A 16,828-nucleotide genomic window follows, 5' to 3' on the forward strand; every position below is an offset into this window, starting at 1 on the left:
AGTTCGTAATAATTTTGGCGGCAGCCACGGCGTGGGCATACCTGGGTAAAAAGCATTATTTTGCATACTTTTATTGGGTCTTGAGTAAATACATGAAACGGTTTGCACAAATTGTTTTACCCGGAATTTCCGGGAGGGTTTACTCAGGGACATGCTGGCCGGTTGGTGTTCCCGCACCTACCGGCTTTATATCCTCTGGCTACCCGGCCTGGCTAACCTGGTGGACTTTTGCTGTTCATTTTAAATTGGGTTTGTTGGTTGTTGTTAGTTGCTTACAGTGACATTTTTGCCCTGGATGTTAAAATGTACCTTGCCGGTGGTTTGCAGCAGGTCGAGGACTTTATTGGCATTGTCGAACCTGGAAATGGCCCCGCTAAATTTTACGTTTTGCAAAGGGGTCTGGTAATGGATGCTGATGTCGTACCAGCGGGCCAGCTTGCGCATAATGGAGCCCAGGCTTTCATTGCTAAAGGCAAACTGCCCGTTTTTCCAGTCGATGCTTTCCAAAGGGTCGACCTTACGGATGTTGTAATCGAATGCACCGGGCAATGTACCCACCACCGCCTGCTCACCGGGCTGAAGCAGGGTGCTTTTTTCGGCGATAAACCCTGCCGTTTCCATGCTCAGGCGAATCCTCACCAGTCCTTCCAGCAGGGTGGTTTTGGCCTGCTGCTCGTCGGCATAATTGCTCACGTTAAAATGGGTGCCCAGTACTTCCACCTGCTGGTGTCCGGTTTTAACTTTAAAAGGATGTTTTTTGTCTTTGGCCACTTCAAAGTAGGCTTCGCCGCTCAATTCTACCTTCCGGCCGGCCGGGCATACAAAGGCCAGCGGATAAGTGAGTTTTGAGGCGGCGTTAAGCCATACCCTGCTGCCATCGGGCAAACGCAGCTGATAGGTACCGCCTTTGGGCGTTTCTATGGTGTTGTACTGCTTGCTGCCGGCCTGGCCGCTTTGTGTGTATACGATTTGCCCATCGGCCGTTTTGGTAATTTGCACACCGTCTTCCTGTGCCAGGGTTCCATTGGCGGCCTGGTTTAGGGCTATGCGTTTTCCGCTCGACAGGGTAAGCCAGGCTTTGTTGCCACCGGGCTTAATTTGGTTTTGTACCTGTTGTTTTGGGGCGCTGTGCCGGGGTTTATGGTTCAGGTACACCAGGCCCGCAGCCAGGGCAATGGAGGCGGTCAGGCCCAGCCTGGTCCAAAGTTTTATCGCTTTTCGGGGAGGCCTGCGGTGTGATGTTTTGCTTTGCGCAGGCATGCGGGCCCAAATTTGGGCCGTGAGGTTGTTGTGGTCCTGCTCACTGAGCCCGCTGTTTGCTGCCGTGGCAAATTGGGCGTACCAGTCTTCGACCAGGTGCCGCTCCTGCTGGCTGGCCTGCCCGGCATTGTATTTTTGGATCAGTGCTTTGGCTTGTTCTTTAGTCATACATGCTATGGCCATTAAAAGGCCATTTAGTAGTATAAAGAATAAGTAAGGCGCAAGGGGTACAAGGGGCTGAAATATTTTTTACTTTTTTTTAAAAGCCGCTTAACCCGAGCAGGAGTTGTTTTCTGTTTAAAATTAAAAAGCCCCAATTAAGGGGCTTTAAATGAGACTACTCAGAATTTTATCCTGTTTTTAGTGCTTATTAAGAATTTACAAGTTAATTTTTCAATAATTCAGAGGAGACTTACTGGTATGCCTCAGACGAACTATACGAATTTGATTCTGTAAAATACGATAAGAAACCCGATAGTGATACTTTTCAAAAGCCCTCCAGGTCCCATCATTATCTTTTTTGAACTTATCAGAAGGATATTTTTCCGGGTGTTCAAGTAATTCAATGGTCAAATCAATCAATGTATCTCTAACCATTTGTGCATTCTGCAAAGAGTCCAAAGCAATATATTCATAAGCTTTTTTCAATTCGGCCTTTGCACTATTACTCCAAACTACTACCATTTACCAGCTTCGACTTTTAAGTCAGCTGCAGTGGTGAATTCACCTCGCTCAACTTCAGCATCACCTTTTTCAAGGTCTTTGTTGTATTGCGCATATGTTTGTGGCTTTTCAGCAGTATGGAAACCTATATGCATTAACTTTAGTGAACTAATCAACCATTCTCTTTTAGAAGGATCTTTTATCTTATCAAAATCAATTATCAGTTCCATAACATAAGATTTAACATCACGAATTTACACATAAAAGCACTAATAAACAAAGAAGTAATAGTTGCTACAAAAATACTCAAGAGCTTTTTGAGGTGATCTGGTGTTTTATCAGTCGGTAAATTGTATGTACTCATCAAAAATTCTTTGGGCTGTTTCTATATCTCTGCTGTCTTCTGAAGTAATCAGCTCTGCATAAACCAGTATAGGAGGAACAAGTATGGAAGGGTAAACTGCTACTTTAAATATTGGGTGGTCTTTTTCCCAAAAGAATTTCAAAACTTCAATCTCTCCTTCCTCCTTTGGTATAAGTTTTCAAATGCACGAACAATTCGCGATTCGCGAATTTTAAACTGGCAAGGGGCTGAAATATTTTTTAAAAATGTTTTGGGGCTGGCCTAATCCTCCAGCTTAAAGGTGACATCGATTTGATAAGTCAAAGCAATGGGTCTGCCGTTTGCAACCCCGGGAGAACATCTGGGACCTTTTAAAATTGCATTTATAGCGGCTTCATCACAACCATAGCCCAAGCCATTTATAATTTTGGGTCTAACAACATCTCCATTTCGCTCTACAGAAAATTCTACGGTCACAGTGCCTTCTATATTATTTTTAATTGCTGCCGGTGGATATACCAGGTTCTGGTTGATCCGCTCGGCATAGCTTTTTATTCCACTGGGAAATCCGGCATTAGCTAATATTGAAAAATTACAATTGTAATTATCAATCACAGAAAAACTAACCTCCTTTTTTTTATGGCTCCGTTTGGCCGTAACCTGTGGCTTGTTTGCCCCTGGTACGGTCAAAGCTCCGGAGGATACTTTAATGGTGATGTACCTGCTCCCTTTATTGATGAAAGTATAATCTACACCCGCATACCTAAAGCTTAATGTATCTATTGGTTTTAAGCCATTAAACATAAAATTACCTGAACTATCAGTCCCAGCAGTTTCCTTAAAGCCATTGTATTTTTTGTGGGGTGTTCTGCTCTGTATCACAATCCCGTAAACATTGCTGCCATCAATTGCAATTATTTTTCCCCGGACATTGATCGTGTCCATGCGTATAATTTTGGAGGGTAATTTTTGGGCCTGTACATGAAAAGATAATATGAGCAGGACGATCGTTGTAAAAGCTTTTGTCATAATTACCTGATGCCTAAAAACAGATAAATCCATAATGATTTATGTTTTTTCTAAGTGCTGTTGAAACTAAGCAGGAGTGTTACTTGTTTAAAATTAAAAAGCCCCAATTAAGGGGCTTTAAATGAGACTACTCAGAATTTTATCCTGTCCTTTTCAAGACCACTTAGACATATATCCTGTCTCTAATGTTTATAAGACACCTAATCAAGTACTCAATCACATATCTATGATAACTTTTATGATATAAATTATTACTTAGACAGGATGTAAAACAGACCCTTTATGGAGCTAACTTGGACATAAAAACAGATTACCTTATAAATTTAAGCTGTTAAAGGTTTTTTACGTGCGGAGCAATAACACAGCTTTCTTTCTGCTGTCAGAAAATCCTATAGATGAAGTTTTGAGCAGGAGATAGATTGCTTTAAATCAATAACATCAGTCTCTTGAACGAATAGGATTAACACATTTCAGCCCTGCGACTCGCTCAAAATCATTGAGGTTTCGGGTATAAATTTCTAAATCGTGAATACTCGCTGTAGCAGCGATCAAACTATCTCCTAATTTCAGATTGTAATTTTTACGGATTTCTATAGCACGATCAAAAACTTCTCCATCTGGAATAATAACTGATGCGTATTTAAAAACATCCCTAAAATATTTCTCCTCTTCCTTTTTTAATTTATGATATCCTAGAACTTCCACTCTCGATATTTCAGAAAGCCAACAGGCCCCATCAATAATAAATTCCCTCAGGTACTCATATTCATTTGAATACGAATAAATGATAATATTACTATCTAAAAGAAAGGCCATTTTTATGAAAAAGGTAATTCACGATCCGAACGTTGGTTTTGCTCCCATTTCTTAGCATCACCAAAAGAAGAAGGTTCTTTGGCCTTAAAATTAAGAATACGGTTTTTCAACGTATTTTTGGTAGTTTCATTTAAATCAACATTTTTCTTCTCAATCACCACGTTTAACTTCTTAGCTAAAGCAATAATCTTCGCAAGACTATCTTCATTATCAGATTTTAAGATGAGTTCCATAATACTTCGCTATTGTTATATACAAATTTACTAAAAATAAATTATGTTGGGTAGCCTGCACTCTCTTTCTCTGGCTCAATTATAATATTCAAAAGCATACTATCGTAAGCTTTTTAAATCTCTTCGAGATTCACCTGAAGGCCAAAGATTTTAAAATAGCTTAATACCTCTAGTATAGGAGAACCAATTAGAGATAAAAAATTAACAAATAATAAAATCTTCGCAAAATTTATTATATTTTTAAATCGCACTGTATAAAAAAATATGGTATGCTAGACGGTGGTAGGCAACTGTATTTAGAGGATATATCGTTACCCAAATTATAAAAAAATATCTACCATGAGCATAAAGAAGATTTTAACTAAACTAGCACCTGAAGAGATTGCTGATGCTTATGTATTACCTACCTCTCTGAGCAAGGAAGAACAAAAATTAGCAAACCAGGAACTTGCCCTTGCACGTGCAAAACGTCGAAGTGAATTACCTGAAGCTCAAAGACTTTATAATAGCCTTATGCTATTAAAAGATCGACTGGAAATTAATAGAAAAAGAATACCAAATCAGTCATGATTTAGATTTACGAAAAAGGAAAGCTCAACATGTTTCAAAAAAATTGGAACTTGCCTTTTAGCTTTTGATCCGATGATCATTTTAAAGCCTCTTCCGCATTAAAAAATCCATTTGCTCGTCTTCGCCTACTTTAAAAACATGCTTATCAAAAGCCCTAAACCCGTTGTTGAAATAGAACTTTATGGCCCTGGAATTTTGTTCCCATACCCCTAACCAAATGGAAGTTTTATGTAAGCCAAGGGCCACCTCCAGGGCTTTTTCGTACAACAGCTGGCCTACTTTTTTACCCTGATAGGCACTTAAAACATAAATCCGCTCAATTTCCAGGCTGTCCTTTTCCTGTAAATCTGTTTGGGCCTGTTCTGTATTGACTTTCAGGTAGCCAACAGGCTTTTGCCCATCCCACACAACATAAAATATAGAACCAGGGTGACCAAGCTCTGCAGCTATTTTCTCTGCGCTGAAATTTTCATCCAGGTATTTTTTCATATCGGCCTCGGTATTGTCCTTAGCAAAACTTTCAAAAAATGTCTCCCGGCCAATTGCCCTTACGGTTTCTACATCTGCTGTACCGGCTTTACTGATTTTAATCTGTTCCATATTGCTGTATAAACTTATATATTTTTAATGTGGGCTGCCAGGTCTTTTTCAAGGGCATCGCTGCTTTTTTCCAAATGCTCCACAATCCGTTCCCGTTCGGCCTGGTTTTTATTTTGGCTTAGCTTCTTTTGACCTTGCAAATCATTTACTTCGAGCTCAAAGGCCACAATACCTTTAAGCATCCCATCGCGAAACTTATCGCTCAGGCTGTTCCACTGCTCCAGGTAAGCCGGCTCATAAAAGCCAATCATCTGTTCCAGCATTTTAACTTTATCTTCCTGCCCTTCAATAATGGTGGCTTTTCCGTAGGCATGTACCGCAATATAATCCCAGGTAGGAACACTTTCGCGCTTATCGTAATGCGAAGGCGAAATATAGGCATGCGGCTCTGTAAATATAACCAACGAGGTGTTTTCTGTGATATAGCGGGCCTGCTCATTGGCCGCAGCAAAATGCGAAGTCAGCAGCAGTTTACCCGAACGTTCGCTGATAAAAAAGGGCAGCTGCGTGGCTATAGGAAGCGTATCTTTTACCGTAACCATACTTGCAAAGCTATACTGCTTCATAAAAGCAATCATTTCGGCATGGTCCTTAAACTTAAATGAATTAGGCGTATACATTTCTATGTGTTTTAGCTCAAAATTACCCTTAAATTGGATTATATTTATAGACCAATTTTAATATAATGAGTAATCCAATTGCACTGCCTTTATTTGAAACCATTTCTTTTAACCCGGAATCTGGCAGGGCGGTTTACCTGCAACTTTCGGATGCGGTTTTGTTGTTGATTAAAAACGGCAAACTGCGTTCGGGGCAAAAGTTACCTGCCTCCAGGGACCTTGCCCGGTTACTGGGCATCAACAGGCTTACTGTGGTAAAAGCTTATGAAGAACTGCAAATGCAGGGCTGGCTGGAAAGTGCTGTGGGCAGCGGCACTTTTATTTCTTCACATGTTGTTGACCACCAGCCAACCACACTCGGTGGCAGCCTGGTGCCCTCTTCCTTAAAAAAGGCAGGTTTTGTCCTGCAGCCTTTGGATTATCTGGAAAATGTTTCGGAACCTGCCATTGCCGGGCTTCACCTGGACGATGGTTATCCCGACCCAAGGCTTGCACCTTTAAAGGAGTTTTACAGGGCTTATCGTTCGCAGCTGAACAGAAGCGGATTGTATGACAAATTTGGCAGTTACAGCAATCCTGCGGGGCCCGGCCATTACCGGGAAGCACTATCCCTTTACCTGAACGCCAGCCGTGGTTTAAAAACAACGGCCAACAATATTCTTTCTGTACGGGGCACCCTTATGGGCATTAACCTGGTGTGTAGTGCCCTCATTAAACCCGGGGATGTGATCGTTTCGGGTGTTCCGGGCTGGAGAAGGGTGGAACATAATTTTATACATGCCGGGGCCCGGCCGATCGGAATACCGGTCGATGAGCATGGCCTGGTGGTAGAGGAACTGCGCAAAATATGTCTTAAAGAAAAGGTAAAAATGGTGTATGTGACCCCTCACCATCATTATCCGACTACGGTGTCTTTAAGAATTGACCGCAGGTTGGAACTATTAAGGCTGGCCAATACCTACGGTTTTATCATTTTAGAAGACGATTACGACTTTGATTTCCATTACAGGCACCGCCCACTGCTGCCCCTTGCAAGTGCCGACGAAAACGGAATGGTGATTTACTGCGGTTCCTTTGGCAAAAGTTTTTCGCCTGCTTTTCGCATGGGCTACCTGGTGGCTGCCGAAAATGTCATTGAACATTTATCGAAGGTCCGCGTTATTTTAGACCGGCAGGGCGATCACATTCAGGACAATGCCATGGCCGATCTGTTAAACGATGGTACCGTACAGCGTTATCTCCGGAAAACACTGGCGGTATACCAGCAGCGCCGCGATTTTTTTTGTGACCTGCTGGGTACAGCGCTACAAGATGTGGTGCGCTTTACTCCTCCTGAAGGTGGCATGACGGTTTGGACCCAATTTCCCGATACCGTTGATTTACAGAAACTGATCAAACAGGCTTATGCCAAAGGTTTATCCATTTCGGATGGAAAAGCCCACCAATACCCTGGCTTTAATGTAAAGGGGCTTCGGTTGGGTTTTGCTTCCTCCACAACAGAAGAGCTGGCCAAGAGTGTGGAAATTTTAAAGCGTTTATTGTGAGCGGCTTTTGGATGTAATATCTTTACACTATGAAACCTGCTTTCCCATCTGTTTATTCTACGCTTTGTCCTGTTGCTTTATCTGACCTGATTACTGAAAAATATACAACCGGAAAGACCACTTGCAAATTTTTGGTGCGGGGCGTGGGCGATACTTATCTGGTTGAATCGTCAACTGACCGTTTTATTTTAAGGGTATACCGTACCAGCCACCGCAGCCATGCACAGATCAGCGCGGAAATCGAATTGCTGCTGGCTTTAAAAAATGCAGGCGTATCGGTCTCTTATCCTATTGCGGATGTTTTGGGTAACATCATTCAAAAAATTGATGCAGCCGAAGGCGAAAGGTATGCTGTGCTGTTCAGCTATGCACCAGGGCAGGTGGTAAAAGCTTTAAGTGATGCACAGCTGGGGGCATTTGGCCAGGAAATTGCCAAATTTCATGTGGTTTCATCGACACTTCAACTGGGTGATGCCCGCTGGAATTTTGATCTGGAATCGACCCTTTTTGCCCCGCTGGAAAAGTTAAAACCTGCATTTTCAGAAGATCCGGAAAGCTACACCTGGCTGCAGGGCATTGTACAACAGGCAACAAAAAAATTATCGCAACCAGAAACCCTCAATTTTGCCAAAGGTTATTGCCATTTTGATTTTCTGCCCAAAAACGTGCACTTTGAGCAGGATACAGTGACCCTTTTTGACTTCGATTTTATGGGTTATGGCTGGCTGGTCAATGACATCATGTCCTTTTGGCAACACCTGATGCTGGAGGTATTTACCGCGCGCATGACCCAGCAGACTGCTGATGAAGCTTACCAAACTTTTTTAAAGGGTTACCGGGAATACCGTTCCCTCGGTGAGCAGGAACTGGACATGGTCCCTTACCTTAGTCTGGGGTTCTGGCTTTTTTATATGGGCTTTCACACCACCCACGACCAGTTTTATGCCTTTAGCCAGCCGGCACAGCTAAAAGCTTACACCGGCATTTTAAAACATATTGTGGCCAGTTATTGGGAAAAAGAGGAAAATTTGCTTGTAAAAGACAACTAATAGTCATACCAAAGAAATATTTTTTATTTATTCTTTTACATTTTTCTTTTATCGTAGCTTTAGCCTTATAATTTTAAAGCCATGACACATCAGGAAATACTCAAAAAAGTGGAATGGAAAGACTTGAGAAGCCTCTCCATCAGGGAAGTATTCATTGAAAACAATTTAACCATTCCCTGGTTTTTAATTTCCATTACGCTCGCTTACTTTGGTTATTACATTTTTGCCCTCCCCTTTTCGGCATTTTTTTTCCTGACGGGTTTGCGACAGGTGCAGAATGGTTTTCATAATTCATTGGGTACCAATAAATTTTTAACCTGGTTATCGCTATACATCAATAGTGTGCTGATGCTTGTTTCTATTCATGCGGTTAAATTTAACCACATCCGCCACCATAAATATTGTTTAACAGACCAGGATTATGAGGGTAAATCTGCTGGCATGTCCTGGTATGGCGCCATTTTATACGGACCTGTGCACATGTTTCTGATCCATAAAATAACCCTGCAGCTCGGCAATAAAAATTACCGGCGCAATGTGGTCACAGAGCTCTTGTCTATTGTTGCTTTTGCAGGCATCAGCTTGTACTTTAACATCCATTTTTTACTGTACCACATTATTGTAATGCTTATTGGTGAATTTTTAATGGCTTTTTTTGCTGTATGGACAGTTCACCACGATACGCATGACAGCCCGGAATATGCCCGCACCCAAAGAAATGGCTGGAAAAATAAAATCACCTTTAGCATGTTCTATCATTTGGAACACCATATGTTTCCGGCTGTGCCCACCATTAAACTGCCGGAACTGGCCCGCAGAATAGATGAGGCCATACCCGAACTGGAAAAGAAAAGTACTTTTTAAAATTTTTATTTGCTGTATGCAACATTCGGGAAATCCCTTTGTCTCTTATATGGGTTAATACCTCTAAACAATAGTTGAATACTGTAGCAAAAAACAGCCCTGGTGGATGCCAGGGCTGTTTTTATTTCTGCCATGCAACATTTAAATATTCCTGTTGTCTTTTAATCAGGTTACCAATAACCGTTGAAAGGGAGGGGGAATAAGGAACAGCCCCGGAGCAACCCGGGGGCTGTTTATTTATTTTTTGAACTTAAATTATAATCAAAAAGGCTTTACAATTTTAGCCTTTTGAAACAGCACTTTTTTATCTCCTTTGGTAACGGTCAGCAAGGCCGGCGCACCACCCCTTTCGGTGAGGACCATAATGGCGCAATTGTAGGTGATCCCATCTTTTTTAAACTCATAATAATGATTGCCGCCACTGCCTTCAAATACCAGTTCGCCATTTTCGATAACCAGATCGGGTTTATCACTCATTTTACTTTTCAGCGGCCAGGCGGCATAACGGTAGTTGAAGTCGCCCAAATCGTCAATCCTGATTCTGTAAGTTGGGGTTTCCAGTATTTGCCGTGGCGCCACAAAGTCCCGGATGGCGGGGTACAGGCTTTCTTTTTCCTGTTTAATCAGTTGCGCGCGCTTTGCCTTTTCGACTTTGGAGTGGTAAGTCACCCCAGTTAGTTTTCCATCATAGCGCAGCCATACATCCCCATGGTCCAACATAATTCCTCGCCAGCCCACTGCCGACCAATTGCTCGCCGGTGTAGAATTCGCTATTTTTTTGATCAGCTGTGCATCAAATATTTCGTCAAAACGCTTTAAAAATTCCTGCTGGTTTTTCACATCGGGCACCGGGTATTCACGCTGCAAGGGATAAGAAACCCTGGCGGCCAGTTTTTCCCGTTTCTGTTTTTTAATGCAGTCGATAAAATCGGCAACAGGTTCATGGTATTTTGTTTCCAGGCCTTGTCCAAAAACGACAGACAAGCTTAAGCTTAGTATAAAGGTAAATAGTAGTTTTTTCATCAAAAGAGGTATCCGCACCTAAAAATAAGATATTAATTTCAAGAGCAGGAAAATTGGGCTAAAAAAACGAATCCTTACAAATTCGGAACCAGGTTCCGAATTTGTAAGGATCATAAAAATTACCTTCCGTATTTTTTAATAGGTATGCGGAAAATAGTCGTTTTCCACGCTTCCGTCGTCGTACATTTTTAAAATTGCATAACCCGGCGGGGTTTCCAGGTAATAGCCCGGCCCGGCCGACTCGGCATCGCCTTTACCCCACCAAAACCCACTCATTGCGCCATTGCAGCAATATAAAACATCGTTATAAAGGGTATGGTCAGATAAATGGTTGTGTCCGCTTAAACAGATTTTCACCTTGTCGCGGTGTTTGTAAAATAAATCTTTCAGCTTTTTACAATCGGAATGTCCTCCGCCAACCAGCACCTGTGTGGTACCCAAAATCGGGTAATGCGACATCAGCAAAGTTGGGGTTCCGGCAGGAATTTTTTCCAGTTCCTGTTCCAGCCAGCTGAACTGTTCCTTGTCCAGCGAAATTTTGCTGTTGTTCCCGTCAAGTACGATAAAGTGCCAGTTCTTTTTGCGGAAACTATAATAACGGTGCGGGATTTTTAAACGTTTGACAACATAATCTTTTCCGTACATTTCATCTGTTTCAGAGGGTGCTTTCCACCAGGTATCGTGATTACCGATACAGCTGTGCACTTCATATGCAGCAAGCATGGCCGTACAGTCGTCCCAGATGGCCCATTGCTCGGTCACCTGCTCCCTGACCACATTATCGTAAGAGGCATCATTGATGGAATCTCCACCGTTCAGAAAAAAATCGGGCTTATGTTTGCTTATAATTTCTTTCAGGCATTTTTTAAATCTTTCGGGTGCATTCTCGCCCTTGCGGATGTGCACATCGGTAATGTGCGCAACTTTAAGGCTTAGTTTTTTGCCTTTTTTCTCTGCTTTCTCCTTTTCCAAAGCCAGGGCAGGCAAACCTCCTGTAACCACCAGGCCCGTCGCCAATCCCGCTGCTTTTAATAAGGACCGTCTTTTTATATTCATTTTTGTACAGGATTAAATAAAAAACTGAGGGCAGGTTTTACCACCCAAAAATTTGCTTCAGGTTAGGGTTTAACACCACTTCCGATTGTGGAATTGGACGGTAATAATACTGCGGCTCCACAAAATTCCGGATCACCGATTCGGTCACAATATTGCTGCCCCCATTTAAACTTTTCAGGTATATGGTCGCATCCGAACCAATGGTTCCGGTACGGTAATAAATCAGTTTTACCCCTAATGAATTTTTCTCTTTACTGTCTTCAGCAGGAATAGAAGAAGCCGCATCAATTAAAATAATGTCTTCTATACCATCTCCTGTCAAATCGTATTTGCCCAAACCCGGAAAATACATTCCTTCCGGACTTTTTGCCAAAAGGCTTCCTGCTTTCCACCGCATCAAATCGTCAAAGCGGGTATTTTCGAAAGCAAATTCTATTCTGCGCTCTCTTCTAATTTCCAGGATCACCCCAACATTACTGGTCAGGCCTGTATATTGTCGCTGCAGCAATGCATCGGGCGAGGCATTGGCCTGTCCCATGTTCAGGTCGGGTAACCCAGCCCTTCTACGGATCAGGTTTACCGAAACATCCAGTTGCTGCTGGGTTAAGCTCCCCATTTCGGCCAATGCTTCGGCATAGGTAAGCAGCACTTCGGCATACCGGTATACCGGAAAATCTGAACCATTGATCGTAGCCTGATCTGTACTATTGACATAACCTTTTAGCTGGTGGTAACCTGTAAAATTTTTACCAATAATTTGTACATAAGGTGTTGTATTTGGTGCCATGATCCAGCCCGGGTACACCATCGTTTGTGCCAGCCTTGGGTCACGGTTTTTGAATTCCTGCACATAACCCATTTTATCATAGTTTGGCTGATCCGTAAAACGGCTGCCGTCTTTCATCAGGTAGGTCTGCACCAGGTCTTTTGCGGGCGCTTGTTCGTAATCACCAAAAAGGGTTCTGTTTACGTCCTGGCTTTTCTTTTTGCTCATGTCAAAAACATTGGCAAGGATCACCTCCGGATTTATCGTTAAGTCCTGACTGTTAAACAATGTACCATAATCCTGATCAGGTTTGCCCGTATTGTAAATGGAAAACTTTTTTGAAGACATAATATCATTGGAAACATCTGCAGCCACTTGCAGAAAACGGCCGGCACTGCCCGCCAGGTTCAGTTCGGAGTGGTATTTGCGATAGGTACCTTCGTAAAGGGCTGTCCGGGCATAAAATGTGGCCACCGCCCATTTACCCGGCGTGCCCGAGGGTACGCTTTCTTTTACATACTTATAAGCAAAAGCCAAATCGGCCATCACACTGTCAACCACAAGTGCCCTTGGGTCACGGGCTTTTGTGAGTCCCGGATCTCCCGGGTTTAAAGTACGGGAATACCAGGGCACATCGGAAAAACGCTTTACTTTATCCATGTAAAACATGGCCCGGTAATACCGGGCCAATCCGGCGTAATGATTTTTGATGTCGTCACTAATTTTAGCCCTATTATAATTCTCTAAAAAATAGTTTACATCACGCAACCTACCCCAGTCCCATCCAACATTAATATTTTGGGCATTGGTTTTACCGCCCATAATGTTTTTAACTTCCACAGCAGCTGTGGTAGCCGTGTTATCACTGTTCTGGTCATTTGCATAACTGTACTTATCCGGCTGCGAAAGCAGGCCATTGACATACAGGGAAAGGTCACTTTCTGTATTAAAGAAAAGATCAGGTGAAATACTGGTTTGTGGTAAGCGGTCAAGGTCCGATTTTTTACAGGCAGCCAATACCAGTACAGCAATCAGCAGGATATATATTTTAGAAGTATTTTTCATAACTTTTTTTAATGAGGGTTAAGCTTAAAAATCCAGGTTTAAACCAATGGCATATTTTCTCTGGTAAGGATAGGCCCAAGCGCTTGGGCCCTGGTTTACGGCTTCCGGATCTATGTATTTTTTAATGGATGAAAATTCATAGAGGTTATCGGCTGTTACAAAAATTCGCAAACGGCTTACCTTAAAACGCTCGGTCATTTTACGCGGCAGGGTATAGCCTACTGAAACGTTCTTGATCCTTAAATAGGCTCCATTGAGCAGGTATTTGGTTTGCGGGATATCCAGTCCGCTGCCATAGTTGTTGTCGGCCAGCCAGGATTGCAAAACAGGATAATAGGAATTCGGGTTGGCATCGGCTAAACCTGCAGCAATGTAAGAAGCCGAATGCTGGGCCCTCTGCTCAGGGGTGTCGGCCGCGCCACGGTAAAAATCAAGGTTCCATGGATAAACATTCGCATATGGCTGCTGGTAAGGTCCCCAGAACAGGTAATGGTGCGGATAAAAATCTCTTTTTAAAACGCCCTGCAGGAATATCGAAAGGTCAAATCCATTCCAGTCCATATTGAAATTGGCACCGATACTATACCTGTCACTGCTGTTTCCGATAATTTTAAGGTCTTTAGGGTCGTTCGCACTTAAACCTTTTTCAATTTTACCGTTGCCATCCAGGTCTTTATATTTTGGCCAGCCCGGAACAATAGACAAAGCACCCCATGGAATAATACTCGACTGGTCAAGTGCTGCAATTTCGGCCTTGTTGCGGAACATGCCATCGTTTTCAAGCCCCCAGATCTCTCCTATTTTTTGTCCTACCCGGTAAGTAGAAAAAAGTTTCTGGTCATTCGGAAATTTGGTAATCTCAGCCTGAGAATCGGACAGGAATACTTTTGCCTGAAAATTAAAAGGTTTGGAAGCGACGGTAAAATTATCCCTGTAGGTAACGGACAATTCCCAGCCTTTTGTCCTCAGGTCTGCCGTATTTTGATTGGGTACCTTTGTTCCCAAAACCGCTGGCAGCTGCTGACCACCGGTAAGCATACCTGTAGTATTGCGTATAAAATAATCAAAGCCAATAAGGAACTTGTCTTTTAAAAGACCAATATCTGTTCCCATATTAAGGGTCGATACTTTTTCCCAGGTATACGTATTCGGGTCCACAAGCAAGGCCGGTGCACCAGTGATGATCGGGTTCTGACCGTTACCGCCTATAATATAATTGGAGGTTCCCTGTTTTAAGGCCTGGATATAACCAAAATCACGCAGGTTAACATCATCACCAATGGCCTGGTTTCCCAACGAACCATAAGAAGTACGCAATTTAAAAGTAGATACCACAGGAGCCAATGGTTTAAAGAAATTTTCTGAACTTGCTATCCAGGCTGCTGAAGCGGATGGAAAGAAACCCCAGCGTTTTTGTATTGGAAAACGTGAAGAACCATCATATCTTCCGGTAGCCTCTAAAATATAACGTTCTTTGTAGGTATAATTTAAACGACTGAATACACTGTTAATTGCATAGGCACTATAAGCTGAACCGACACTGGCCGTACCACTTGTTAAGCCCAGGTAAGGTAAGGAAGAAGAGATCAAACCATCTCTGGCAGCCGTGGTTGTGGAATAATTGTAATCTTCGGAACTATAACCCACCATGGCGCTAAAAGAATGACTGCCAATGGTTTTTCTGTAGGTAGTGTATAAGTTAAAGGCATTATTGTACAAATAGCCATTTTTCTCACTCACGTTACCTGTTCCGCCTTCTTCCCGGACATCATTTGGACCAAAGCCAATTTTGTATTTTTTGTTGTCCACGTGATACTTCCACAATTCCCTTTTAAAGGAGGCATCTCCGTTGACCACTAAATCTCCGTTTAAAAAAGTGGCAGTTGCACTGGTAATGTTTTGAAAACCAAACATAGTTTCAAGGTTGCTGCCACCATCTTTTAATTTGGCCGATAGCCTGCCCGCATCTGTATTGGCCCAGGTCCCGTCTGGATTGACCGCCACATCTGTTGGCTTCAGGTAATACAAATCAGTAATGCTGGTATATGGATAAGCTTTTTTCGTTTGGTAAATATTCAGGTTGTTGTCGACCTTAAGCCATGATAAAGGTGAAAACGAAATCCTTGGCCTTAAGCCATAGCGGTTCCAGAAATCGTCTGACAATTTGTTCAAACCATTTTCCTTGGTATAATCGGCCGATAAGTAATAGGTTAAAGGCGTATTGTTAACCGTTGCCCCACCGGAAAAAGTAAGGGAGTGGTTTTGTGAAAAACTGGCATTGTTCAAAAAATACTTATACCAGTCATTACTTCCCATATAGGCCCATTTGCTGGGGTTTTTAGGATCTAAACGTGTATCGGGAAGAGAAGGATTATCAGACCTTTCCCTTGCCCATTTTAAAAACTCATCGGAATAAGTCCCGTTGTTCCAGGGTGTATTGTCAACAGAAGTTTCCAATACCCTTGCATAAATATAAGGGTCTGTTACTGGTTTGGGAAGAACTGTTGGTCGGCCCCAGGAGCTGAGCATGTTATAGCTGATGGTCTGTTGACCGGCCGTACCTTGTCTGGTGGTGATCAAAATTACCCCAAAAGCAGCTCTTGCTCCATAAATGGCCGCAGAAGCTGCATCACGCAATACCGTGTACGATGAAATATCAGCAGGTGTTAACCTTAATAAATCGTCGTTGCTCGCGGCCGGGATTCCGTCTATGACAATAAGTGGTGATCCACCGTTAATGGAAGTCATTCCCCGGATGTTAATAACCGGTACGGTACCAGGTGCACCGCCCCCATACGTAATATTTAAGCCCGGACTAACGCCCTGCAGGCCCTGCATGACATTTGAAACAGGGCGTGATTCAAACTGCTTGCCGGATATCTGATCTATGGCCCCAGCTACATTTATTTTTTTCTTGGTCCCATAACCAACCACCATTACCTCATCCAGACCCGCATTATCGGATACCAGCATTACATTTAAGGTGGTCTGACCTTTAATGGTAATTTCCTGGCGCTTATAGCCGACATAGGCAAAAACCAGTATCGCATCTGGTTTCACATTAATGGTAAAGGAACCACTAGCATCGGTGATTGTTCCTTGTTTAGTTCCCTTTACCATAATGTTTACAGCTGGCAAGGTTTCTTTGGTCTGCTCATCGGAAACTTTACCTTTTAGGGTAATATTTTGAGCAAATGCACTGGTACTCATTAAAAAGAAGCACAGCATCCAAAACAATGAATGACTTTTTACTGCGCTCCTGTTTAATGAAAAAAACAGGAAGTAATTTTTTTCCATAGTAATTTCGTTTGGGTGGTTTAACGTGTA

At 42.6% G+C, this 16,828-nt stretch carries 17 protein-coding genes; 4 read left to right on the top strand and 13 right to left on the bottom strand.

What is annotated here, in order from left to right; genetic code table 11:
- Positions 1–264 precede the first annotated feature (264 nt).
- The 7 genes from B0O44_RS12770 to B0O44_RS12800 form a co-directional block, all read right to left on the bottom strand.
- Positions 265–1,428, bottom strand: coding sequence for a FecR family protein (locus B0O44_RS12770; protein ID WP_170123328.1), 1,164 nt, complete (start codon positions 1,426–1,428; stop codon positions 265–267).
- A gap of 225 nt (positions 1,429–1,653) precedes the next feature.
- The gene (locus tag B0O44_RS12775) at positions 1,654–1,944 is read right to left on the bottom strand and encodes a type II toxin-antitoxin system RelE/ParE family toxin (RefSeq protein WP_110831099.1); all 291 of its coding nucleotides are present in this window, start codon (positions 1,942–1,944) and stop codon (positions 1,654–1,656) included.
- Positions 1,938–2,153, bottom strand: a complete 216-nt coding sequence (locus tag B0O44_RS12780; RefSeq protein WP_110831102.1) for a hypothetical protein — start codon at positions 2,151–2,153, stop codon at positions 1,938–1,940. The genes B0O44_RS12775 and B0O44_RS12780 overlap by 7 nt, the downstream gene beginning before the upstream one ends.
- A 108-nt stretch (positions 2,154–2,261) precedes the next feature.
- Positions 2,262–2,459 carry a type IV toxin-antitoxin system AbiEi family antitoxin gene (locus tag B0O44_RS12785; RefSeq protein WP_110831104.1) on the bottom strand — a complete coding sequence of 66 codons (198 nt, stop codon included), beginning with the start codon at positions 2,457–2,459 and terminating at the stop codon, positions 2,262–2,264.
- An 89-nt stretch (positions 2,460–2,548) separates the two neighbouring features.
- Complete coding sequence (locus B0O44_RS12790) at positions 2,549–3,211, bottom strand: energy transducer TonB (protein WP_170123330.1); 663 nt, start codon at positions 3,209–3,211, stop codon at positions 2,549–2,551.
- Positions 3,212–3,733: 522 nt separating this feature from the next.
- Positions 3,734–4,111, bottom strand: coding sequence for a type II toxin-antitoxin system VapC family toxin (locus B0O44_RS12795; protein WP_110831109.1), 378 nt, complete (start codon positions 4,109–4,111; stop codon positions 3,734–3,736).
- A 2-nt stretch (positions 4,112–4,113) separates the two neighbouring features.
- Positions 4,114–4,344 (bottom strand): hypothetical protein, encoded by a 231-nt coding sequence (locus B0O44_RS12800; RefSeq protein WP_110831111.1) that lies wholly within the window; start codon positions 4,342–4,344, stop codon positions 4,114–4,116.
- Between the two features lie 339 nt (positions 4,345–4,683).
- On the opposite strand from B0O44_RS12800, the gene B0O44_RS12805 reads away from it, so the two are divergent.
- A complete protein-coding gene (locus B0O44_RS12805) occupies positions 4,684–4,914 on the top strand; it encodes a hypothetical protein (RefSeq protein ID WP_110831113.1) in 231 nt (76 codons plus the stop codon).
- An 81-nt stretch (positions 4,915–4,995) separates the two neighbouring features.
- Here the strand turns inward: B0O44_RS12805 and B0O44_RS12810 are convergent, their stop codons facing one another.
- Both B0O44_RS12810 and B0O44_RS12815 read right to left on the bottom strand, forming a co-directional pair.
- Positions 4,996–5,514 carry a GNAT family N-acetyltransferase gene (locus B0O44_RS12810; protein ID WP_110831116.1) on the bottom strand — a complete coding sequence of 173 codons (519 nt, stop codon included), beginning with the start codon at positions 5,512–5,514 and terminating at the stop codon, positions 4,996–4,998.
- 14 nt (positions 5,515–5,528) lie between these two features.
- Entirely contained in the window at positions 5,529–6,134 is a 606-nt protein-coding gene (locus B0O44_RS12815) for an FMN-binding negative transcriptional regulator (protein ID WP_110831118.1), read from the bottom strand.
- Positions 6,135–6,199: 65 nt separating this feature from the next.
- Between B0O44_RS12815 and B0O44_RS12820 the strand changes: the two genes are divergently transcribed.
- The 3 genes from B0O44_RS12820 (at position 6,200) to B0O44_RS12830 (ending at position 9,591) form a co-directional block, all read left to right on the top strand.
- The gene (locus B0O44_RS12820; RefSeq protein WP_110831121.1) at positions 6,200–7,678 is read left to right on the top strand and encodes an aminotransferase-like domain-containing protein; all 1,479 of its coding nucleotides are present in this window, start codon (positions 6,200–6,202) and stop codon (positions 7,676–7,678) included.
- Between the two features lie 29 nt (positions 7,679–7,707).
- A complete protein-coding gene (locus tag B0O44_RS12825) occupies positions 7,708–8,727 on the top strand; it encodes a phosphotransferase enzyme family protein (protein ID WP_110831123.1) in 1,020 nt (339 codons plus the stop codon).
- An 81-nt stretch (positions 8,728–8,808) separates the two neighbouring features.
- On the top strand, positions 8,809–9,591 hold the full coding sequence (locus B0O44_RS12830; protein WP_110831125.1) for a fatty acid desaturase family protein: 783 nt from the start codon (positions 8,809–8,811) through the stop codon (positions 9,589–9,591).
- Between the two features lie 261 nt (positions 9,592–9,852).
- Here B0O44_RS12830 and B0O44_RS12835 read toward each other — a convergent pair whose 3' ends face one another.
- From B0O44_RS12835 to B0O44_RS12850, 4 genes are all read right to left on the bottom strand, one after another.
- Entirely contained in the window at positions 9,853–10,614 is a 762-nt protein-coding gene (locus B0O44_RS12835; protein ID WP_110831127.1) for a hypothetical protein, read from the bottom strand.
- Positions 10,615–10,749: 135 nt separating this feature from the next.
- Entirely contained in the window at positions 10,750–11,670 is a 921-nt protein-coding gene (locus B0O44_RS12840; protein WP_110831129.1) for a metallophosphoesterase family protein, read from the bottom strand.
- Positions 11,671–11,707: 37 nt separating this feature from the next.
- The gene (locus tag B0O44_RS12845) at positions 11,708–13,501 is read right to left on the bottom strand and encodes a RagB/SusD family nutrient uptake outer membrane protein (protein ID WP_110831131.1); all 1,794 of its coding nucleotides are present in this window, start codon (positions 13,499–13,501) and stop codon (positions 11,708–11,710) included.
- A 24-nt stretch (positions 13,502–13,525) separates the two neighbouring features.
- Positions 13,526–16,798, bottom strand: a complete 3,273-nt coding sequence (locus B0O44_RS12850) for a SusC/RagA family TonB-linked outer membrane protein (protein ID WP_110831133.1) — start codon at positions 16,796–16,798, stop codon at positions 13,526–13,528.
- Positions 16,799–16,828 lie beyond the last annotated feature (30 nt).

It is taken from the genome of Pedobacter nutrimenti (assembly GCF_003208655.1).
Taxonomy (GTDB): domain Bacteria; phylum Bacteroidota; class Bacteroidia; order Sphingobacteriales; family Sphingobacteriaceae; genus Pedobacter; species Pedobacter nutrimenti.